The 21,741-nt window shown below is 48.7% G+C and carries 21 protein-coding genes and 1 tRNA gene; 13 read left to right on the top strand and 9 right to left on the bottom strand.

Going from position 1 to position 21,741, the window contains the following annotated elements:
* Positions 1-54 precede the first annotated feature (54 nt).
* The 3 genes from JIN82_RS05190 to JIN82_RS05180 form a co-directional block, all read right to left on the bottom strand.
* On the bottom strand, positions 55-420 hold the full coding sequence (locus JIN82_RS05190) for a hypothetical protein (protein ID WP_234041787.1): 366 nt from the start codon (positions 418-420) through the stop codon (positions 55-57).
* A 209-nt stretch (positions 421-629) separates the two neighbouring features.
* Complete coding sequence (metG, locus tag JIN82_RS05185; protein ID WP_200310584.1) at positions 630-2,198, bottom strand: methionine--tRNA ligase; 1,569 nt, start codon at positions 2,196-2,198, stop codon at positions 630-632.
* 103 nt (positions 2,199-2,301) lie between these two features.
* A complete protein-coding gene (locus JIN82_RS05180; protein ID WP_200310583.1) occupies positions 2,302-3,888 on the bottom strand; it encodes a peptidylprolyl isomerase in 1,587 nt (528 codons plus the stop codon).
* A 301-nt stretch (positions 3,889-4,189) separates the two neighbouring features.
* Here JIN82_RS05180 and JIN82_RS05175 point away from each other — a divergent pair, with 301 nt between their 5' ends.
* The 3 genes from JIN82_RS05175 to JIN82_RS05165 all read left to right on the top strand — a co-directional run bounded on the left by JIN82_RS05175 (position 4,190) and on the right by JIN82_RS05165 (position 7,617).
* Complete coding sequence (locus JIN82_RS05175) at positions 4,190-6,253, top strand: thioredoxin domain-containing protein (protein WP_234041785.1); 2,064 nt, start codon at positions 4,190-4,192, stop codon at positions 6,251-6,253.
* A 294-nt stretch (positions 6,254-6,547) separates the two neighbouring features.
* The gene (locus JIN82_RS05170; RefSeq protein WP_200310581.1) at positions 6,548-7,357 is read left to right on the top strand and encodes a hypothetical protein; all 810 of its coding nucleotides are present in this window, start codon (positions 6,548-6,550) and stop codon (positions 7,355-7,357) included.
* Between the two features lie 26 nt (positions 7,358-7,383).
* Positions 7,384-7,617: a PEP-CTERM sorting domain-containing protein gene (locus JIN82_RS05165; RefSeq protein ID WP_200310580.1), complete on the top strand. Its 234-nt coding sequence runs from the start codon at positions 7,384-7,386 to the stop codon at positions 7,615-7,617.
* 13 nt (positions 7,618-7,630) lie between these two features.
* Here the strand turns inward: JIN82_RS05165 and JIN82_RS05160 are convergent, their stop codons facing one another.
* Positions 7,631-8,995 (bottom strand): sigma-54-dependent transcriptional regulator, encoded by a 1,365-nt coding sequence (locus tag JIN82_RS05160; RefSeq protein WP_200310579.1) that lies wholly within the window; start codon positions 8,993-8,995, stop codon positions 7,631-7,633.
* Positions 8,996-9,144: 149 nt separating this feature from the next.
* Between JIN82_RS05160 and JIN82_RS05155 the strand changes: the two genes are divergently transcribed.
* Entirely contained in the window at positions 9,145-9,402 is a 258-nt protein-coding gene (locus JIN82_RS05155) for an Hpt domain-containing protein (RefSeq protein ID WP_200310578.1), read from the top strand.
* Here the strand turns inward: JIN82_RS05155 and JIN82_RS05150 are convergent.
* Complete coding sequence (locus tag JIN82_RS05150) at positions 9,391-10,134, bottom strand: PEP-CTERM sorting domain-containing protein (protein WP_200310577.1); 744 nt, start codon at positions 10,132-10,134, stop codon at positions 9,391-9,393. The two genes, JIN82_RS05155 and JIN82_RS05150, sit on opposite strands and share 12 nt — an antisense overlap.
* A gap of 171 nt (positions 10,135-10,305) precedes the next feature.
* A complete protein-coding gene (locus JIN82_RS05145) occupies positions 10,306-10,767 on the bottom strand; it encodes an outer membrane lipoprotein (RefSeq protein WP_200310576.1) in 462 nt (153 codons plus the stop codon).
* A gap of 267 nt (positions 10,768-11,034) precedes the next feature.
* Here JIN82_RS05145 and JIN82_RS05140 point away from each other — a divergent pair, with 267 nt between their 5' ends.
* From JIN82_RS05140 to JIN82_RS05130, 3 genes are all read left to right on the top strand, one after another.
* Positions 11,035-11,628, top strand: coding sequence for a LemA family protein (locus tag JIN82_RS05140; RefSeq protein ID WP_343221724.1), 594 nt, complete (start codon positions 11,035-11,037; stop codon positions 11,626-11,628).
* 71 nt (positions 11,629-11,699) lie between these two features.
* Positions 11,700-13,640, top strand: coding sequence for a M48 family metallopeptidase (locus JIN82_RS05135; protein ID WP_200310575.1), 1,941 nt, complete (start codon positions 11,700-11,702; stop codon positions 13,638-13,640).
* A 146-nt stretch (positions 13,641-13,786) separates the two neighbouring features.
* Positions 13,787-14,410, top strand: a complete 624-nt coding sequence (locus tag JIN82_RS05130; protein WP_200310574.1) for a class I SAM-dependent methyltransferase — start codon at positions 13,787-13,789, stop codon at positions 14,408-14,410.
* Between the two features lie 76 nt (positions 14,411-14,486).
* Here the strand turns inward: JIN82_RS05130 and JIN82_RS05125 are convergent, their stop codons facing one another.
* Entirely contained in the window at positions 14,487-15,008 is a 522-nt protein-coding gene (locus JIN82_RS05125) for a glycine cleavage system transcriptional repressor (protein WP_200310573.1), read from the bottom strand.
* Between the two features lie 190 nt (positions 15,009-15,198).
* Between JIN82_RS05125 and JIN82_RS05120 the strand changes: the two genes are divergently transcribed.
* The 6 genes from JIN82_RS05120 to bioD all read left to right on the top strand — a co-directional run bounded on the left by JIN82_RS05120 (position 15,199) and on the right by bioD (position 20,356).
* On the top strand, positions 15,199-16,173 hold the full coding sequence (locus JIN82_RS05120) for a DHH family phosphoesterase (protein ID WP_200310572.1): 975 nt from the start codon (positions 15,199-15,201) through the stop codon (positions 16,171-16,173).
* A 45-nt stretch (positions 16,174-16,218) separates the two neighbouring features.
* Positions 16,219-16,944 (top strand): tRNA pseudouridine(55) synthase TruB, encoded by a 726-nt coding sequence (gene truB, locus JIN82_RS05115; protein ID WP_200310571.1) that lies wholly within the window; start codon positions 16,219-16,221, stop codon positions 16,942-16,944.
* A gap of 69 nt (positions 16,945-17,013) precedes the next feature.
* A complete protein-coding gene (prfA, locus tag JIN82_RS05110) occupies positions 17,014-18,090 on the top strand; it encodes a peptide chain release factor 1 (protein ID WP_200310570.1) in 1,077 nt (358 codons plus the stop codon).
* A 180-nt stretch (positions 18,091-18,270) separates the two neighbouring features.
* Positions 18,271-18,576, top strand: a complete 306-nt coding sequence (locus JIN82_RS05105; protein ID WP_200310569.1) for a hypothetical protein — start codon at positions 18,271-18,273, stop codon at positions 18,574-18,576.
* 168 nt (positions 18,577-18,744) lie between these two features.
* A complete protein-coding gene (gene cdaA / locus JIN82_RS05100) occupies positions 18,745-19,596 on the top strand; it encodes a diadenylate cyclase CdaA (RefSeq protein WP_200310568.1) in 852 nt (283 codons plus the stop codon).
* A 115-nt stretch (positions 19,597-19,711) separates the two neighbouring features.
* Entirely contained in the window at positions 19,712-20,356 is a 645-nt protein-coding gene (gene bioD / locus JIN82_RS05095) for a dethiobiotin synthase (RefSeq protein ID WP_200310567.1), read from the top strand.
* Positions 20,357-20,445: 89 nt separating this feature from the next.
* Here bioD and JIN82_RS05090 read toward each other — a convergent pair.
* Positions 20,446-20,519, bottom strand: a tRNA-Ile gene (locus JIN82_RS05090).
* A 949-nt stretch (positions 20,520-21,468) separates the two neighbouring features.
* The coding region (locus JIN82_RS05085) for an integrase core domain-containing protein (protein ID WP_200310566.1) at positions 21,469-21,741 on the bottom strand (273 nt) is incomplete at its 5' end.

Raw genomic sequence — 21,741 nt, 5'->3', positions numbered from 1 at the left:
TTTCAACTGACCGTAGGTATTGCTCTAGTAGATTTTCAATTTTGCACATAATCATTAACCTCCAATTAAGGGTGTGAGTTTCACGAAGCTTACATCTGTGTTAGCAGTGAGAGAAACCACTTCATCCAGATCGCTAACTTGCTTTTCTCCTATGACGATAAAGAAGCCATTCCTTTCAAAGGCATCACAGGCGGTATCGTATTGCTGCAGCCAATCGACTGGCTGCGGCTTGGGTTTCTTTTTGCGGCTGTTATCTGAGCCTGCGTTTAGGCGTTGCTCATCCCTGTTTGGTGTGATGAGAAGTGTTGGTTGCTTAGTTTCTTGAGTAATTGATAGATTGTACTCTGCGACTTCTTGGTAGATTCGCTCTTTAATGAGTTCTCGTACCGTCATGGATTCGTCCAAGAATGAGATGGTCATCTTAGAGCTAGCGCTGGAACCTGAGCCTAATTTTTCGTCTGATATAGTTACGGTCGGCATGTTGTGTCTGCTTTTATCTCACTCTAATGATTAGTGTGATTGTATGTCCAGCTAATGATTTTCAGATACAAAAAAAGCCGAAGCGATGAGCTTCGGCTTTTTGCTAGATTGTATTTCCAGCTAGCTGGAATATTGAGCTGATAGGTGGGCTATTCAGCTGGTAGTTCTTCTACGACGATACGTGGGAAGACTGGTTTTGGTTTACCAGTTTGGTCGCCGGCTTGCATCAATCCCCATTTCAGTTGGTCAAGCAGTAGCTCAGAGAGTTCAGGCTTGAGGAGCTGGCTTTGGATTTTTGCGCTGCACTCAGGCAGTACTGGGCTTAGCAGAATGCTGATGTGAGCAACGCTTTCTACCATGTGATAGAGAACGGCTGCTAGCTGGTCCTGTTTGTCTTCGTGTTTGGCTAGCTCCCACGGTGCGTTGCGCTGGGCGAAGCCATCGCAGTAGCTAACGTGCGAGTAGATAGCTCGCATTGCCGCTGAGGTATCGTACTTTTGCATCGCTTCGTGGTAGTCGGCGGTTGACTTTGTTAGTGATTCACGTAGGGCGATACAGTCATCACTATCGTACTCAAATGACTTCAGCTCGCCACCAAGGAATCGCTTGGTCATATTGAGCGAGCGGTTACAGAGGTTGCCGAGGCTGTTAGCTAGCTCGGTATTGTAGAGAGTGATGAGACGGTCGAGGTTGAAGTCGGCGTCTTTACCGGTGATGATGTCGCGAACGAGGTAGTAGCGCAGTGCATCGGTACCAAATTTGTCGGCGAGCACGTCTGGATCGACGACGTTGCCAAGTGATTTAGACATCTTCTCACCTTTGATGTTCCACCAGCCGTGAACGAGGAGTTGTGGCATTTGCTCGTCTGTGAAGCCAATAGCTTTGAGCATGATTGGCCAGTAGATAGAGTGTGATGGCACCATGATGTCTTTGCCTATCACGTGGATGTTAGCTGGCCAGAGTTTTTCGAATTCTGGAAGCTCAGCGTCGTCTGCTGCTAGGTAGCCAGCAAATGAGATGTAGTTGATCAACGCGTCAAACCAAACGTAGGTGACGTAGTCGGTGTCGAATGGAAGCTCGATGCCCCAACGTAGGCGTGACTTCGGGCGAGAAATACACAGGTCATTTCCTTCAGCGCGCTCAATGGCATTGAGGACTTCACTGCGGCGGAATGCTGGAATGATGAAGTCTTCGTTAGACTCAACAAACTGGCGCAGCCAAGCGACGTGTTCGCTGAGTTTGAAGTACCAGTTTTCTTCTTCGATTTCTACTACTTCGCCCCATTCAGCGCCAAACTCACCGTCTTCACCACGCTCTTTGTCGGTTAGGAATTGTTCTTGGCGAACGGAGTAAAATCCTTTGTAAGCCTTTTTGTATAGCTGGCCGCGGTCGTGCAGATCGTTCAGGATCGTTTGCACACAAGCTTTGTGTCTGGCGTCGATTGTTTCAGCCCAGCCGTCGTATTGCAGGCCAAGTTTTTTCCACAGGTTGAGGAACTTCTTGGTATTCTTTTTGCAGAAGGTAGCTGGATTGACACCTTCTTTTTCAGCTGTCTGTTGGACTTTTTGTCCGTGCTGGTCCACGCCGGTGAGGAAGAAAACTTCATCTCCAGCTAGGCGGCGGTAGCGACAGATCACATCGGTGAGTACCTTTTCGTACGCGTGGCCAATGTGTGGAGCTCCGTTAGTGTAGTCGATTGCTGTTGTGGCAAAGAACATGATTTGGCTTATGAAAGAGGTTAGAGTAGTTGGGTTAGAAATAAAATGCCTGGCTGAACCAGGCATTTTGTTGATTGATTGTTGGTCTGGCTAGTGAAGCAAATTAGTTGCTCACTTGGCGGCCAGTCACCTTAGCCGCGGCGAATTGCTCGCGCAGCCAGTTGCTGAAGATGTAGTAGCTGAGGCTAGTATTGTAGGTTTCGTATGCCTGTTCTAGCTGGTTGCGGTTGCTTTCGCTATCTTCGAGCTCGCGCTTGACGAGGTGGATGAAGAATGCGCGGTCGCGGTCAGTGAGAACTTCAGAAACTTGGTTTGGGTTGAGTTTCTTAGCTGCGTTGAAAACAAGGTTAGGATTGTTTTCGTTCTGTGGACGATCACCACCACGAATGCCGAAGGTGTCAACTTTAACCACTTCGAGCTCGAGTTCTTTAGCTGCATCTTCGAATGATTTGCCAGCAGCTACCTTTTCGTTGATAGACGCGAGGGCTGCAGCTGCAGCGTCGGCCACGGCTTTGTCTGCATTTTCGGCGATGAGTTCAGCTTTAGCTTGTACTTTAGCGGCTTCAAATTCCTTAACTTGTGGTTCGACACGCTCGGTGATCTGGAAGATAACAAAGTTTTTGTCGCCGATAGAGATTGGGTCAGAAACGCGCTCGTAGAGAGTATTTTCCCAGATGGCATCATCGAAGATAGCATCTGATAGGAGTCTGTACTTATTGTCTCGGCTGTTAACTGGCACCATCAGCTCAGCTGGCACGGTGCCGCGAGTGAAGAGTTCAGTTTCAGTTAGCTTGTAGCCATTAGATTCCACAGCTGCTTTGAATTCTTTACCGTGGCTAGCATCGATCTGGTCTGAGACTAGTTCTACGTTGCGGTTAACTTGCTTTACGTGTTCGGCACGGGCAGCTTCTTTTTCAGTTTCGCTGAGCGCAGCATCACCTTCTTTGTCTTCAGGTAATGTAGAGTTGAAAATCACATATGAGATTTTGCGCTGTTCGTCGGTGAGCCAACGGTCGCGGTTTTCTTCCCAGAATGCTTTCACTTCTTCTTCGCTAGGGTTTTGTTGTTTAACAAACTCGTCGCGGTCGAAAGTGATTTTTTCTACAGTAACCAGCTGTTGGTCTGACTGGAAGTCAGTCGTGAATCCATCGAGAGGCGCTTGCATGTTGCCGCCAATGAGATCGACGAGTTGTTGGAAAATCAGCTGGTCGCGGAAGAGTTCGAGCAGGTCAGACTCGCGCATGCCGATGCGTGGCAGTCTTTCTGAAACGAAGTCGTTGTAGGCAGCTTGATCAAATTCACCACCCATGGAGAAGATAGAACGCTCGTGAAGGAACTTAGTGACGGCTTCATCAGAAGCGTAAAGACCTAACTTCTGCGCTTCAGCCTTAGTGATCGCACGGTTAGCGATGAACTGGTTAGTGCTTTCAGCTGAGAGATTGCCACCTCTGAGCTCTTGCCAGTCTACTCCGAGCTGCTGCACATAGGCGTAGAGCATGGCTGCATTTGCCAGTTGGATAGTTGAGGAGCCTTCACGTTGATAGGTTTTCTGGTCGAATTTTTGTCCATTCACAGTGAGGAGAGCAGGTCCACCAGTTAAGCTGGAATTGCTTCCGCTATTCATGGTGAATAAGAATCCTGCTGCGAGCAGAATGAACACGAAGGCCATAAGACCCGTATATTTGCGCATGTTTTCTAGCATGACTGTAGCGTAGGTAGTTGTGATTTGTTCGGGTGGCTCAGCTGATTTTCCACCATCGAGCGCGTAATCTAGGGGGATAGGCGCTCGGCTTCAATACTAATGTGCGATGATCTCCGCGAGTTTTTTTTACATGTTTTGAGGTGAAGCTTGTCGGACGGTCATCAAGCGCTAGTTTGAATTCATGCGCCAGCTTGCCATCATCCCGACAAAAGCATTGGTCTCATCCCTAGTCACAATCTCTCTATCCCTTATGGCTCCTACTTATTCAGACGATACTGATGTGCGAAAAATGAATCATCTAGCACAATCAACTTCTCCCTACTTGGCCCAACATGTCTACAACCCGGTCGACTGGTACCCGTGGGGAGAGGAGGCAATTGCTCTAGCCAAGAAGCAAAATAAGCCGATTTTTTTAAGCATTGGCTACTCAACTTGCCATTGGTGCCACGTTATGGAGCGTGAATCTTTCGAAGATGAAGCGGTGGCGGAGGTGCTAAACAAGTATTTCATTAGTGTAAAAGTGGACCGCGAAGAACGTCCCGATGTGGATGCAATTTACATGGCGGCCTATCATGCCATGCAGGGCGGCGGTGGCGGGTGGCCACTGAACATGTTTCTCACTCCTGAGCTGAAGCCATTCTACGGTGGCACCTATTTTCCACCGCAGTCGAAGAATGGCAGGCCTGGATTTAAGCAAGTCGTTGCCCATCTCGGACAGGCATGGGAAAATGAGGGCGCTGAGGTGGTGAAGAGCGCTAACGAATTTCATGATCAGCTGATAGCTCGCTTGCAAGTTGGTGCTGCGGAAAATCCAGCGGGTCAGCTAGATGAGTCTAACTTGAAGTTAGCCGTCGACCAGTTGATGCGCGGCGTAGACTGGGAAAATGGTGGCTGGAATGCTTCAGGACCAAAATTCCCGCAGGTATCTAACCTTCGATATCTATTGCAGAGTGGTGATGCGCAAGCGCGTCAGTTTGTTTTACTGACCTGTGATAAAATGATGAATGGCGGCATTTACGACCAGCTGAGTGGTGGGTTTCACCGATACTCAGTCGATGGTATTTGGCTGGTGCCGCATTTTGAAAAAATGCTCTATGATCAAGCGCAGTTGATAGAGTTGTACTTAGATGCCTGGTTGATCACTGGGAAAGTTGCATACAAACAGGTAGTTGAGGATACGATTGGCTACGTATTGCGCGAGATGCGCCACGAGCAAGGCGCCTTCTATAGTGCGCAGGATGCTGGCAGTGAGGGCAAGGAAGGAAAGTTTTGTTGTTGGACCATGCGCGATCTTGCCGAACTAACTGATGACCAGCGCGATGTGGTGGTGAAATGGTTTGGCATGTCTCCAGCTGGAAACTTTGTTGATTTCAGCGATCCTGACCCGCTGCCTAACTTGAACGTATTACACCTAGCTAATCCAGCTATGGAGCTATCGGCTGATGAGAGAAATTCTCTAGCTGACGGCATTGCTAAGATGCGTGAGCTCCGTGCAGCTCGTGTTCCAGCTGCCACTGATGATAAAATTCTAGCGGACTGGAATGGCATGATGATTTCATCACTAGCTAGAGCATCTCGAGTATTACAGAAGCCTGAATATTTGGATGCAGCGACAAATGCGTATGGGTTCCTTGTGCAAGAACTTCACGATTCAGAGGCGAATCGATTGGCGCACGTTTGGTGCCGAGGTCGCAAAGATGATAGTGATCAAGCACTGAGCTACCTGCATATGTTGCAGGCCAGCTTGGCCATCTATCAAGTTTCATTAGAACCAGCATATCTAGCAATGGCAATCAAACTAGCAGACGCCAGCTATGAAGTTTTCTACGATAAAGAAAATGGTGGATTCTATAACAGCCCGCAGCGGGATGATTTGGTTTTGCGCTTGAAGGGGGAGTACGATGGAGCGACGCCAACAGCCAGCTCAGTGGGGACGATGCAATTTCACTTGTTAGCTGAAATCACGGGTGACAAAAAGTGGCTAGAAGCAGTGGAGAAATCATTCACCGCGCATCAGTCTATCTTGTCGAGTTCACCGGCATCGATGAGTCTTTTGGCCTCAGCTTTGGATAGGCAGCTAAAAGCCAAACAACATCTGGTGATAGCTGAGGGGGATGATGATCAGCTCGTTGAGATGTTAGTGGTAGCTCAACAGGTTTATAAACCTCGGCTTGTGGTAATGGGTAATCAAGGAGCAGTGGGGGCATTTAGCCAAAAACTGGATTCATTAGATGAAAAAACAACAGCTTATCTATGCGAAGATTATACCTGCAAACAGCCTGTTACAGATGCGGCTGCTCTGCGTGAAATTCTGCAAAGTGATAAAGCAAAGAGCTTGCTAGAGATGGATTAGTAAGCATAGCTAGACACTAATAATAAACTACTCATTTAGAAACGCTCTCTCTGGCTGCTAGCTGGAGAGGGCGTTTTTTTGTCCGTGCGTGGTCGAAAATGGGTGCAATTTGCTAGCTGGAAGATGCTGTAAAAATTACAGAGCGCGGTTTTTAGACTGTAAAAATTACAGCTTTTTCTAGTGAGCGGCCATTTTTTGTATTCTGTATACATATCTGATTTTCCATTGCTCTATATAGCATTGTGGCGATTTTTCACGGTGATTTGGGGACTTGGCACAGCTTGTGTAATACCTATGTCGACCCTCCTTGCTATGAATGACTCCACCACATCCCCCAACCAAGCCGATATCTCCCAGCACATCTACGAGCAGGTAGGCAAGGAGATCATGAGTGAACAATTTGAAGCGAGTTGCATCGCTCTAGCTCATGCTCAGTCTGGCGGCAATCATCACAAGGCTATGTCAATTTACGCTGCCGCAAGAATCAAACAGCTAAGCGCGACTGAGGTGGGATACAAGAAGTTTGCAGCCACTCAGACCATAGCGGTCCAAGCAACAAGCGATAGTCAGTCTGAGCCCCGCGTTCAGCCAACACGTCGCAGTGGTGCCGCACCTCTAGCAAAAATGGAACCGCTAAAAAGACGCCGCCGTGCTAGTCGGTCTAGCAAGAAGTCACCATTGAATGTATTGCTGGTTTTGCTAGATGTTTTGTTCAAGCACACCTTTTTAGCTACAGCTGGTGCTGGATCTAGCATTGCCTTAGTCTACTTGTTATTAGGCAAGGATGGTGCGCCAATTTCCATCCCTGTGCTCGCTGCAGCAGTTGCCGCCCTGGTTAGCTTTGTTCCTGTTGTGGTCTACCTAGCGAGCCGTTTCCATTTCAGCTCATTGAGCTACAGACAGATCACAAATTACGCGCTAGCAGCATGCTGTGCCCTGTCCTGTGTTTCTGGTTTTGGTTTGATGAAAAAAGGCATCAAACAGCAAAAAGTAGCTGCAGTGTTAGTAGCTGAGCCAGCGGTTGAATACGTCGAGCACAAGTCAGGCACGACTGATTCGGAGCCATTGGTGCTAGCGCAAAATGACAATTTCTCTATCAAATAAGCCCACAATGTAACCCCCAAATAGAAATGAAAACACCATTATCTTCAAGCCTAGCAATCGTCAGCCTTTTGCTATTCATGTGTCAGCTAACTTTTGCTACTAATCTGCCTAGCAGCCAGCTGGAAATAAACTCAGCTCTGGTAAGTATTGTTGAGCCTGCAGATAACGCTCGATCGGTGCCAGAGCCAAGCGTGATGTTATTATCAAGCCTCGCTATTCTGCTTATTCTACGTCGTCGCCGTTGTGGTTCAGAGTTTTAATAATTAACGTCTATCAACTCTCTATCGCGTACTTTTTCATTTTGTTATAAACAGACTTTTCCGCGATTCCTAGTACCTTGGCTGCCTTTGATTTATTGCCACTGCATGCCGCAAGTGTCTGTTCTAATGATAGTTTCTCAATATCAGCCCATTTCATATTTCCGAGATTGGGCTGATTGCTTTCACCTTCAGCTGAGGATGATTTCAGCTGACTAACTAAGTCGCTAGCGGAAATCGTGTTATTTTGGCAGAATGCCGATGCCCGTTCCATCATGTTCTCGAGTTCACGAACATTACCAGGCCAGTGGTATTCTAGCAGCATGTCGCGGGCTTCTTTATTAATAGAGGCTGCTCGATCACCGCGTCGCTCGGCAATTTTTTGCAAGGCGCGTTCACACAGTGGGATGATGCACTGCACTCGCTCGCGCAGCGCAGGCACAACTAACTGGAAAACATTAAGTCGGTAGTAAAGATCTTCGCGGAAGCTTCCTGATTCTATCTTTTCCTCAAGGTCGAGGTTGGTGGCGACTATGATTCTAACGTCAGTCTTGAGAATACGCTCACTGCCGAGCCGGTAGTACTCACGGTCTTGCAGAACATTGAGCAGCTTAGGTTGCAGGTCTAGTGGTAGGTCGCCAATTTCATCTAAAAACAATGTGCCTTTATCGGCCATCTCAATCTTGCCGATGCGCTTCTTCATTGCCCCTGTAAATGCGCCTTTTTCGTGGCCAAATAACTCAGACTCCAACAGTTCACGAGGGAGTGCTGGGCAACTAACGGTAACGAGTGCATGTTGATTGCGCTGGCTCAGCTGGTGAAGCTGTCTAGCAATCATTGTTTTACCTACGCCGCTTTCTCCGGTTAGTAAGACAGTGGCCTCTAAACTTGCTATCTTTTGAATCTGATCTAGCAAGACCTGCATGGATGGTGATACCGCGATAATGTCACTAACAGGCGTAGTGTCATTGATCATTTCCTTCAGCGTGGAATTTTCTTCAGCTAGCTGGCGCATTTTGCGCGCTTTGTGTAGCACGGCAAAAAGTTCGCTAGGATCAAAAGGTTTGGTCAAATAATCGTAGGCGCCAAGTTTCATGGCGGTCACCGCTTCACTTGCTTCTGAGCTAGCCGTTAGGATGATCGCTGGCAGGTGTGGGTGATCTTTGGTTAACTTCTTCAAAACTTCTAGCCCACTCATGCCTGGCATATTTAAGTCTAGCAAGACGACCTCAGTAGCTGGAGAAATCAGCTGCAATACTTCATCACCTGAGTGAGTGATGATAGGCTGAAATCCTTGTTTTTTAGCGTGAATCTCGAGCAGCCCAGTGATCACGGTATCGTCATCTGCGATGATTAGATTAGCTTGTTTTGGTTTTTTCATGGCAATGGGCGGGGGCTGTATATAGATTCCAGCTTGACGGTGCAAAGGCGCGTCTAGCATATTACTATCAAGTCATCATGGAGCAAATCATAAATTCTAATCAAATTGATATAATCTTTTCAGGGGCAAAGGATGAGGTGTCAGCGATTATGAATGACTTCAAAGATGATGCCGTTTGTCAGCTGGTTCAGTTAGCTGATCAACCTGTTGACGTGCAACTAGGTGTACTGCACCAACTCAAGGGCGCGGGGGCTAGCTTTGGGATGAAGTTGTTAGCTGATAATCTAGCTGACATTGAAGAGAAGATAAAATCAGCCAAGATGGAATTGGATGCAGATGAGACTTCACATCTAGCAAACACGGTACTCATAAGCGTGCGCGCCATCGAGGAATACCTACTGGGTTGATTTTTTATTTCTTCTAATCAGAGCCATGCCAGAGCCAAGGGCGATGAGGGCAATTGAGCTCGGTTCGGGAACGGCGGTGATTTGGGTGATTTCGATGGTATTGTTTGAGGCCCCTTCAACACTAGAAAACATGGAGATTTCGACCACATCATTGCCGTCAAAACCTACATGTTCATTAATGTAAAATACTTGAAATGATGAACTAGGGTTGGTTGATGTGTCTGGAATGTAGCCAATAAACCAAGCTTGGTTTCCAGCGCTGTCCTTAATATTAAATGACATGTCCAAGGAGCCAGTTGTTGATGTATGGGATCCTAGCAGCAGGTTGAATGTGATGTCGCTAGCCTGGCTTATGCCCATGTTGGATAACATATCACCGTCGTCATCACTAACGTTCCAGACGGTTTTAAAGGTTGGTGCTATGCCTGCGATGTCGTTAGTTTGTTGCGTTAGCGAACCACCGCTGGCGGTATTGCAACTCATGCTAGCTTGATCGTCTGCTGTGTAGCTAGTGTCTGAGCTGATGCTGATAGATCGATCGCCAATGGCTGTTGAGCCGATATTGGTCATGCTAGAATCACTAATAACTTTGGCTCCGTTTGGTGTAGAGATCTCAACTTCGGCGCTTGGGTTATCGCCATTGCTAGAGAAGTTATCAATCAGCAAGGTCGTTGCTTGAGACTCGGCTAGACTGACTATTATTGAGGCTGTGATGATAGGGATTGATTTCATAAGTAGCTAGTTATCAATCTGCAGTCTAATATGAGTACGTTTGTGCCGACAAGTTAAATCTAAACATTGTTTGGTTTAGTGTGGTTAGGTTTCGGCACTAAAGTTTCGGCACAAAAAAATCCCGAAGCCAACTGGCCTCGGGATTTAAGAAATTCGTGATGATGTGCTTGACTAGTGAGTTACACGAGTTTTGTATCCATTGCCGAGAACGCGAACGCGGTCGCCTACATTGAATGCCTCACGTGGGTTGACTTCCTGTGGTACTGAGATTGAACCACCGCTATCAAGTTTTACAGTGATTTCGATACCAGCGCGTGAGCCCATGGACTGTTCGAGGTTTGAGCCGATAGCAGAACCGACTGCTGCGCCACCGATGGCCCCAGCTGTGTTAGCTGTGCGGCCGCTACCAATGTTGCTGCCGAGGAAACCACCTGCGATGCCGCCGAGTACAGCGCCAGCTTGGTTATCACCTTCGAGTTTGATGTTTCTGATAGAAGTTACTTTACCAGTGCGAACTGATTGAGCGCGACCAGCTTCAGCGCGGTTGTATGTATCTCCAGTCATGGAGTCTTGAGCGCATGAGCTGAGAAGGACGACGCCTGCAATGAGAGGTATGAATGCTTTTCTGAACATGATGAGATAATAATTTAGCCTTACGGTTTTGTAAAGTTGTTTGCTAGACGGTTTTGGGGATGGGCTTATTCACGCAAAGATGTAGTGAAGCGTATGATTAGATGTGGTGCATGAGTCATTATTTATTGCCTTGTTGATGTTTAAATCATCTCAGTGTGAAATTCTTGACGATTTATAATGGCGCAAATCGATTGGATGATTATGTTGGTGGCGATCAGAAATTAGATTCAATCCACATAAATGATGATAAATGTAACACTCGCTAGTATGTCTAGCTCGATGATTGTCCTTTTGGTTCTCATCGGCCTATTGGTTGTGCTCGGTTTTTGGCTAATGGGCCAGTACAATGGTCTTGTTGTTAGCCGTAACCGTTATAAGAATGCGTTTTCGCAAATCGACGTGCAGTTGAAGCGTCGCTATGACCTCATTCCTAACTTAGTTGAAACTGCTAAGGGGTATATGAAACACGAAAGTGAAACCTTAGAGGCGGTTATTGCTGCGCGTAATGCTGCTAGTTCTGCTAGTAAAAATGTGAACCTTGATGATGCCGGCAGTATGCAGGCATTGATGGGCGCTGAAGCTTCACTTGGTGGTAGCTTGGGCCGTTTGTTTGCTCTGTCTGAGAGCTACCCAGATCTTAAGGCTAACGAAAACATGATGCAGCTTAGCGAAGAACTTACATCGACTGAGAACAAGGTGTCATTTGCTCGTCAGGCATACAATGATTCGGTGACAGCCTACAATAACAAGCGCGAAGTATTTCCAGCTAACATTGTAGCTGGCATGTTCAACTTTGGTGAAGCTCAGTTATTTGAGGTTACTGAAGCCGAGCAGCGCGAAGCCGTTAAAGTTTCTTTCTAATTATCAATACATAAATTTGCATGAGCATCACTGCGGTGATGCTCGTTTTTTTCTCATCACACAGTTAGGTCATGAATTTTTACGAAGCACAGGATGCCGCCCACCGGCGCACTAAGTGGTTATTTGTCTACTTTGTACTCGCCGTTGTGGGCATAGTGATTTCTCTATATTTTGTGATTTTGCTAGGTTTGTACTTTGGCGGTTTTAGCAATGTATCGTTGTGGATGCCAAATGTGCTGATGAACACGGCGCTGATAGGTTGTGCGCTAATTGTATGTGGTAGTGTTTTCAAATCATTACAGCTAAGTGGCGGTGGTGATGTGGTGGCGCGCGATATGGGGGCGCGCCAGATAGATCCCAATACAAGTGATAGAGAAGAGAAACGCTTAGTAAATATCGTTGAGGAAATGGCGATCGCATCTGGCGTGCCGGTTCCTCAGGTCTGGGTGATGGATGATGAGATGTCTATCAACGCCTTTGCGGCGGGTACAGATCCAGGTAATGCGGTAGTTTGCATGTCGCGTGGTAGTCTGCAGTATCTCAACCGCGCTGAGCTGCAGGGGGTTGTTGCTCACGAGTTCAGCCACATTCTCAATGGTGACATGAAGATGAACATGCGCATCATGGGGTGGATTTTTGGCATCATGATGATTTCGCTGATAGGGCGAGTTCTGATGGATGCGATTTATTTCACTGGTGGCTCTAGGTCGCGTGATAAAAATAGCGGCAATCTAGGAATACTTATATTGGTTGTTGGCATTGGCTTAATGATTGTTGGATCTATCGGCGTGGTTTTTGCGCGCATGATCCAGGCGGCAATTTCTCGCCAGCGTGAATATCTAGCTGACGCATCTGCGGTGCAATTTACCCGTGAGCCAGCTAGCATTGCTGGAGCATTGAAAAAAATCGGCGGTATGGGTGAGAGGATGCATGCCTCTAAGGCTGGTGAAGCTAGCCACATGTTTTTCTCTGATGCTGGTTTATTTAGTTTTGGCATGGCTACCCATCCGCCCATAGATGTGCGCATCCGTGCGGTTGAGCCGGACTGGGATGGCGAGTTTTCTGACGTGGAGTTAGACAAAATTGGCTCATTGCCGCCACGTCGCTCACAGATGCCAGCGCGCAGGCCATCAGCTGGTATGGCTGCAGGTCTAGCTGGCGCAGCTGTAGCTTCATCGCGTCCAACGGTTCCGCCGCCAATTCCGCAAGCTCGCGACGTTGGCGAGTCTGATTTTACCCAGCTGGCGACTGGTCAGCAGATCATGAAATCGCTAGATGCTAGCTGGATTGAAGCCTGTCACCAGCGTGAGTCTGCTCAGGCATTGGTTTTAGGCATGTTGTTAGCGCAAGATGCCGAGTTGCACGCAAGCGAGCTCAGCTTCCTAACTGAGAAGTTAGGGGAGGAGGCTTCTCAGCTAGCTGAATCTTGGAGCAAAAAACTACTCGGTTTGCATTCGTCAAAGAAGATAGCTTTGATAGATTTGTGTATTCCTAGTCTGCGCAATCTATCACCTGGCGAGTATACACGTTTTCTCGATGTTAGCCGTTGGTTAATTTCTAGCGACGGGCAGGTAGATTTGTTTGAGTTCATGCTGCAGAAAGTAGTCGAGCGCCATTTGCAATCACATTTCAACCCACGTGGTCACCAGAAGATCAAATACCGACGCATTGAAGATCTGATGGTCGAAGCGTCTATCATTGTGACGACGATTTCGTCGATGAGCGCGGAAGGTGAGATTGCTGAAGTTTTTGCCAGCGCCACGCAAGGTTGGTCCCAAATGAAGCTGATGGAGCCAGCTGACTGTGGTCTACAGTCGATTGATGCCGCGGTGCAGAAGTTTGATTTGGCGTCGCCACTGGTGAAGAGGCAGTTGATTCAGATGTGTGCGTCGGCGGTGATGTTTGACGGCGAAATTCACAGCCGTGAGGCTGAGATGCTGCGTGCGGTGGCTGATGCCATGGGCTGCGCAATGCCACCATTTGTGGCGAATGCTCATCTGGGCGATGAATAGATCTGCGCGAAAAAATATCGGTCATTCAGAAGAAACTTCTTTTTTTTTCAGTATTACTCTTTATGGGTGAGGAAATGGACAGTGCTGAAACAAAGGTTTTTTTCAATAAATGGGATCTGTATCAGAATGTTATTGAGCAAAATTACATGCATCATGACGAGCTGATTGCAGCCTTAAAGAATTGGTCGCAGTTGGCATTGCCATATCGTGCACGTGTGCTTGATCTCGGTTCTGGTGATGCGCATGTGGCGGCAAATGCGTGGAGCCACGAGAGTGAAGTGCGCTATACGGGCATTGATTTTTCCTCATCAGCGGGAAAAATTGCGCGCGAGAGATTGGAGAAGATCGACTGGCAAGTGGAGATGATTGATGGTGATTTTCTCGACAAACTCGACCAGCTGGAAGGTCCCTACGATGTGATTGTTGCTGGTTATACCTTGCACCATTTATCTGGCCCGGAGCAATTGGCGGTGATCGCCAGAGCGCGTCAGTTGCTGTCGCCACAGGGCACATTGATGGTTTATGATGTGGTGCGCCGCGATCAGGAAACTAGAGATGAATTCAATCAGCGATTGCTCAGTCACATCGATGACGACTGGAAGACCTTTGACGACAATGAGCTGGCGGCGATTCGTCAGCACATTTCTAGGGAAGATTACCCGCAGACGAAGTCGTGGTGGCAGAAATCAGCACGGCTCGCTGGCTTTGGCAATTGGCACCTTCACTTTGCTGACGAGAGAGATTTTTTCTATCTCATCGAGATGAGTTAGTGTGCTAGCTAGCTGGGTAAAAATATAGCCAGCTGGCTCGGTGTGAGCGCAACTGGCTGGGAATGATTGGTGAGTATTAGTTACCGCCGATTTTGAATTCGATGGTCAAGTCGTCGCTGATAGATTCGATGGCGGCGATGAGTTCTTCTTCGCAGGCTTCGTCTTTCAGGCAGATGGTGCCTTGCAGCTTGAACATGTCGTTGCCAGCCATGGCAGCGCTTTCGATGCTGGTGTGAAGTTCTTCCACGTTACCACCTACTTTAGTGACGGCGGTGGTGACTTCGTTGACGATGCCTTTGCGGTCGTTGCCGAAGATTTCCACTGCGAGGCAGCGGTCGTAAGTTTTGATGGCGTCGGTTTCAGCGCCGAGCGTATCGATGAAGATACCTTGTGCTTGTAGGGCATTGAGTGATGAGGCCATTGGTTTGACATCGTCGATGGCGCAGTGGATGCGCGCGATGCCAACAAATTGGCCGGCTAGGCGAGCCATGCGGCTTTCCAGCCAGTTACCACCGCCAGCTTCAACAGTTTGGGAGACGGTGCGGACGATGCCAGGGCGATCCTTGGCATGGATGGTTAAAATTAATGAGGCGCTCATAGCTTATTCACCAGTATGATTAGCACAGCTGGCTGTCTGGCTCAATGGGAGACTTGTGTTTCAGTGCGCGGATCTTGAGCAATGGTGGGGAACTTGTGGTATGATCTAGGCGATTGCGTACAAGTTTTTCTTGCTTCAGCTGGGGGGATGTTGAGAATCCGCCATCTCCGACAAGATCAAATTTCCCACTATGAGCCAACAATCTACATTCGCAGAAATCGCCGATGCCCTGAAAAATCATCAAAGCTTCTTGATGCTTAGCCACGTGCGCCCAGATGGTGACGCCATCGGCTCTGAGCTGGCTATGGGTGGCGTGCTCGAGGAAATGGGCAAGACGGTTTATTACGTCAATGAAGACGGGCTGCCAACCAACTTAGAATTTCTAGCTGGCTCAGAAAAAATCCAGCTGCCACCAGCGGAGCCACTCGACATCGAGGTGGTAGTGGCGCTCGATTGCGCGACCAAACCACGGCTTGGTGAAAAATCACTCGCGGCGGCAGCCAAGGCCAAATTGTGGATCAACATTGACCACCATATTTCCAACCCAGCTTACGGTGATCTGAACCTCATCGACGCCACTTCTCCAGCTACCGGGCAGATTTTGTACAATCTCATCAAGGACCAAGACCTGCCTCTGCCAGCGGTGACTCGCGACAACATCTACGTTGCCGTTTCCACGGATACGGGTTCATTCCAATACGGCAGCACCACGGCGGCGACTTACCGCATGGCAGCTGACATGGTCGACCAAGGGCTGAAGGTGGGTGAAATCAACGCGCTCACATACGACAATCACCCATACCGTCGCGTCGAGCTACTGCGCTCGCTGCTGAATACGCTCGAGCTGTGCGCGCAAAATAAAGTGGCTCACTGGGAGCTGACTCGTGAGGTAAAAGAGCAGCTGGAACTGCTGCCTGAAGACAGCGAAGGGTTGATTGATATGATCCGCGCGATTCAGGGCGTGGAGGTTGCTATTTTCTTCGAAGAGCTAATGGATGGACAAATTCGCGTCAGCATGCGCTCTAAGAATAAGAACATCGACGTTTGTCAGGTGGCTCAGCAGTTTGGTGGCGGTGGTCATAAAATGGCAGCTGGCATCCGCATGCCCGGGCCGATGAGCGATGCCAAACCACAAGTATTGGCGGCGATTGAAGCCAAAGTATAATTTTCTCTGACTGCATCCAGCCAGAACCAAAAGACTCAGTAAACTATGAATGATAAGCCAGAAACACCAAGCGGTGTATTGTTGATCGATAAAGCGCAAGACTTCACTTCACACGACGTTGTCGCTGTGGCTCGTGGTGCTCTTGGGATTCGTAAAATTGGTCACTGTGGCACGCTGGATCCAATGGCGACAGGTTTGCTGATTTTGGTGATTGGCAAGGCGACCAAGCTCTCAGACCTACTGATGAGTGAGGAAAAAGAATACGAAGGCACCATGGTGCTGGGCAAAACCACCAACAGCCAAGATGCTCAAGGTGAAGTGGAAGAAGAAAAGGATGTGCCTGATTTTTCCGCTGAGCAGATCGACGATGCGTTCAACGAATACGTTGGCGATTTTGAGCAAATTCCACCAATGGTTTCAGCCATCAAAATCAAAGGGGTGCCACTTTATAAAATGGCGCGCAAAGGCAAAGTGGTGGAGCGCAAACCACGTGCGGTGAAAGTTTATGATTACCAGATCAAGCGCACCGAACTGCCGGAAGTAGATTTTGTGGTTCAATGTTCTAAAGGATTCTACGTGCGCACTTACGTGCACGACATCGGCCAAGACCTCGGCTGTGGTGCTCACCTTTCTGCGCTGCGCCGTACGCGTTCGGGTAAATTCGACCTCAGCCGCGCGGTAACTACCGAGCAGCTCAAGCACGGCAAGCGCGAAGATTTGCTGGCATCCATGCTGACATTGGAAGAAGTTTTAGAAATTCGCGGAGTTTGATGGCGCCGCAAATGCAATTGATCAAAGCCATTACTTGACTAATCACCAACTTTCTAGATTCTCACGCCCATGAATTACGACTCACTCATTGAAAAACGCCGCGAGCGATTTGCTGAAGTCGAAGGACTGATCTCTGATCCAAATCTGTTCAACGACCAAAAAAAGGCAACTGAAATCATGCGCGAGCACCGTCGCCTCAAGGAGTTACTCGAGATGTGGGACGAGCTCAAAACCGCTGAAAGCGACCTCATCGACAACCGTGAGCTAGCTAAAGATGGTGATCCGGAACTCGCTGAAATGGCGGAGATGGAAATCCCTGAGCTGGAAGAGAAGATCGAAAAACTCGGTGTCGACGTGCAATACGCACTGCTGCCGCGTGATGAGACGGAAGATCGTGACGCCCTGGTAGAAGTTCGTGCCGGTGCAGGTGGTGATGAAGCTGCTATTTTCTGTGGTGAAATCCTACGCATGCTGCAGCGCTACGCCGAGCTGCGTGGCTGGAAGTTTGAGAGCATCGATGCCATGCCATCTGAGTCTGGTGGATTTTCCAAAGCCGTCATCAAGGTGACAGGTGAAGAAGTATTCCGCTTCCTCAAATACGAATCAGGCGTGCACCGCGTCCAGCGAGTGCCAGCTACTGAGACTCAAGGCCGCATTCACACCTCTACTGTTACTGTGGCGGTGATGCCAGAAGCTGAAGAGGTGGACATTCAGTTCCGCCCAGACGAGCTGCACATTCAGGCGACTCGCTCAGGTGGCCCAGGTGGTCAGCACGTCAATACGACTGACTCCGCTGTGCAGATTACTCACTTGCCGTCCGGTGTGCAGGTGAAGTGTCAAGACGGTCGTAGCCAGACACAAAACCGTGAGAAAGCATTGGAAATTCTCCGTGCCAAACTCTTCGAGGTGAAGCAGCGCGAGCAACAAGAGCAGTACTCAGCTCAGCGCCGTAGCCTGATCGGCTCAGGTGATCGCTCGGAGAAAATTCGTACTTACAATTTCCCGCAAACACGCATCACCGATCACCGCATCGGCTTTACCTCACACAACCTCGACGGCGTCATGCAGGGTGAGCTATTTGAGGTGACTGAGCGACTGCAAGCAGCTGAGATGGATCAGCGACTCGCAGAAGCTGGCATGGAGTAAGCTCCTCGCAAGCCAATCTAGCTAGATGATATTTCTAGCTGATCATTTTCATTCCAGCTGGTGCTCAGGTGCCAGCTGGATTTTTGTTTCTAGCTAGCTGAAATTTTCAGCCTACACACTAATGATACTGTCTAACTTAACGATTGAGTCATTAGGGGATTTACCATACACGGATTGCGTATGAAATTACTTTTACTTTCTCTGCTGAGCATGGCTCTGGTGGCTTGTTCCTCATCTGTGGGCAATGATACGCTGCGTGTGCAAGACCCTAGCTCTGTCTCCAAGATGCTGGTGAAAAATAAAACCACCAAACAGTCAGTGGTTGAGCAGTTTGGCGCGCCAAGCATGAAGGCAGCTAACGAACTAGGCCAAGAACTCTGGGGTTATCGTTCCGCGGAATCTACTTGGGGTAAAAATAGCAAAACCCTGATCATTGCTTTTAACAAATCTGACAAGGTGGAGAGCTTCACCTACGTCGAAGGCTAGGGGAAGACAGACAATTTCTAAAGCGACGTCCACTAGCTGGGCGTCGTTTTTTCGTTTCGTGGAAATGCTCAATAGCTTAGCGATGGCCAGCTAGCTGGAAAAAGTAGCTACTGGACACAACTTTCTCTTTCCACTGCTCAGTGATGCCAGTATGTTCATGGCACCGCAATGCAGCTATTAAGTAACTTAGCCAGTTTTTGGCGCCACGCCATTGAGATTATCATCCTGTGGATCTGTATCTACCAGATCTACCGCGCCTTCAAATCTACCCGAGGCGCCCGAATTCTTGTTGGTCTCGTGCTAGTGTTGGTGGTGCTCACCTTGCTCTCATCCGTGCTTGAGCTGAAGGTGATCGAGTGGATCATTACCCGTGCCGCTGCGCTGCTTGCCGTTGCTTTGTTGATCATTTTCCAGCCAGAACTGCGCAATGCGCTCGCGCGTCTCGGTAGCAGCAAGTTTTTCTCGTTTTCCAATACCCAGCGCATCGAATTTCTCGATACCTTTTCGCTGGCAGTGACCCAGTTGGCGAATGCACGTGAAGGCGCCTTGTTTGCCTTCGAGCGAGGCATTTCTCTCAAAGAACACCAAGAGACCGGTGTGGAGATTGACGCCGTATTCACGCCTGAGCTGGCAAAAACTGTGTTTTTCCCAAAAACCCCACTGCACGACGGTGGCATGATCATTGCCGAAAACCGTGTCGCCGCCGCTGGCTGCGTATTCCCGGTGAGTAACAAAGAGCTCGCTGACCGCAGCACGGGCCTGCGCCACCGCGCCGCCATTGGCATCACGGAGGAAAGCGATGCCGTAGCCGTAGTGGTGAGCGAGGAGACCGGCATGCTGTCTATCTGCATTGATGGTCGGCTAGAGCGAAACCTCTCACACGAAGATTTCCGTAACCGCATGGAGCAAATTTTCCTGCCTGAAGAAAATACTGACGACGATGAAGAAGATTCTGACACACAACTGGCCAGAGAAACTGGCAGCACTAGTTCTAGCTCTGACAGTCTGGTTTCTGATTAACGGTTACCTCAACCAGGAAGGCGCAAAAAGCGACTCCGGCGTGAAACCTACTCACCAAAAAGATTAGGGGGTTGCGCTAACTCTAGCTTGTTTTCAGCTAGTAGAATGATTTTTTATGAAAGGACTGATTATTACAGCAACGGATACGGATGCTGGAAAAACTTATCTAACGAGCCTGGTCATCCAGGCGCTGCGTCAGCAAAGAGTCGATGCAGTGGGTTACAAGCCATTGTGCTGCGGCGGCAGAGAAGACGCCTACGCATTGCAAAAGGCTGCCGATGGCGTCCCATCCATCGACGAGATCAACCCCGTTTACATGCGCACCGCGGCCGCTCCCTATGTCGCGGATATGTTTGAAAAAGCGAACTTCGATCCTGCCGACCTCGTCAAAGGCGCGCAGCAGCTCGGTGAAGAACACCAGTGTGTTATCGTTGAAGGCGTAGGCGGCTGGCTGGTTCCTATCCAGCGCGACTACTACTTTGCCGATCTTGCCAAAGAGCTCGACCTGCCAATCGTATTGGTGGTCAATAACCGCATCGGCGCCATCAACCAGGCGCTGCTCAGCATCGAAGCGATGCGCTCGCGTGGTGTTGAGCCAGCTGGATTGGTATTCAATAACCTCAGCGACGAGCTCGACTCCGCTACCATCTCCAACAAAGGTGTCATCGAAGACCTCTCCGGCGTGGAAGTGCTTACCGACGTCATCTACCAGCAAGAAGAAATCGAAGCCTGGCCATTCATGGACCTGCTCGGTATCTAATCATTAGCTAGATTTCAAAAATCAAAAAAGCCTGATCGATATCCGATCAGGCTTTTTTGTATAGTGTGGTGTGATACTTGGAAGAAAAGTAGGGCCGCAGGGACTTGAACCCTGGACCAAGGGATTATGAGTCCCCTGCTCTAACCAACTGAGCTACAGCCCCGTTTTCTTGCGGCGCGAATATAAGCATAGCGGCATTCTTGGCAATCTTGTTTTTTAGTAATTTCACGCATATCCGCCAGCTAGCTCCGCCACATACTCACAAGCCATTCAGCTTGTGATGGTCACAGTTTGCTAGCTGGGACGCTTCGCTTAGTTGGAAAGTTTTCAGTTTTCAGTTTTCAGTTTTCAGGCGGAAAATGGCGCAGGGGGCTAGGTAGAGGTACGAATGCTCGATGGCAGCGTGATTTTTCAAGTGTTAAGGTAGGAGAGGCGTCTAGAGTGCGTGTGCTTTAGCACCGCTTTCATTAGCCAGCTAACATGACTCACTAACGGTGCCCTAGGCACTTTAGTGCCCATGCCAGCGGATCGCATAAGAGGTGGCTGCATATCATTGACTCCAGCTAGAGTCGCATATCAGCGGCACAAGCTAGTTTTATTTGCATCTATCAAGCTGGTGATATTGATGACGTAAAGTCCAAAGGCCCGAGAGACTGCAGCCAGCCCCAGACTAGCAGATAGCATAAGAAAAGGAGAGCATATCAGCGGCACCAGCTAGTTTTATTTGTATCTATCAAGCTGGTGCTAGTGATGACAAAAGGTCCAAAGGACCGAGAGACTGCAGCCAGATCCAGACTAGCAGATAGTATAAGAAGAGGAGAGCATGTCAGCGGCACCAGCTAGTTTTATTTGTATCTATCAAGCTGGTGGCTAGTGATGAAAAAAGGTCCAAAGGACCGAGAGACTGCAGCCAGCCCCAGACTAGCAGATAGCATAAAAAAAGGAGAGCATGTCAGCGGCACCAGCTAGAGTCGCATATCAGCGGCACAAGCTAGTTTTATTTGCATTTATCAAGCTGGTGCTAGTGATGACAAAAGGTCCGAAGGACCGAGAGACTATGATCTTCCCCTCAAATTTCGTACAGCAAGTCTCCTTTAATTTTTTTAGTTGAATTAGGCTGCTAGAGCAACCTGATTTTGTTTTTTGAGGTACTCAAATGGCGATATATAGCCCAGTGATGAGTGGCGTCTGTAGGTGTTATAAAAGCCCTCAATGTACTCAAAAATAGCTTTGCGAGCTAGTTCTCTGCTTGCGAAATAGCCACAGCTCGGAAGTAGTTCTGCTTTAAGTGAGCCGAAAAAACTCTCACATGTCGCATTGTCGTAGCAGTTTCCTTTGGCTGACATCGACTGCTTGAACTTATGATCTCCGAGTAACTTACGTAG

Source organism: Persicirhabdus sediminis, from assembly GCF_016595495.1.
Lineage (GTDB): Bacteria > Verrucomicrobiota > Verrucomicrobiia > Verrucomicrobiales > Akkermansiaceae > Persicirhabdus > Persicirhabdus sediminis.
The sequence above is the reverse complement of the archived record's forward strand: the minus strand, read 5'-3'. Positions and strand labels throughout refer to the sequence as shown.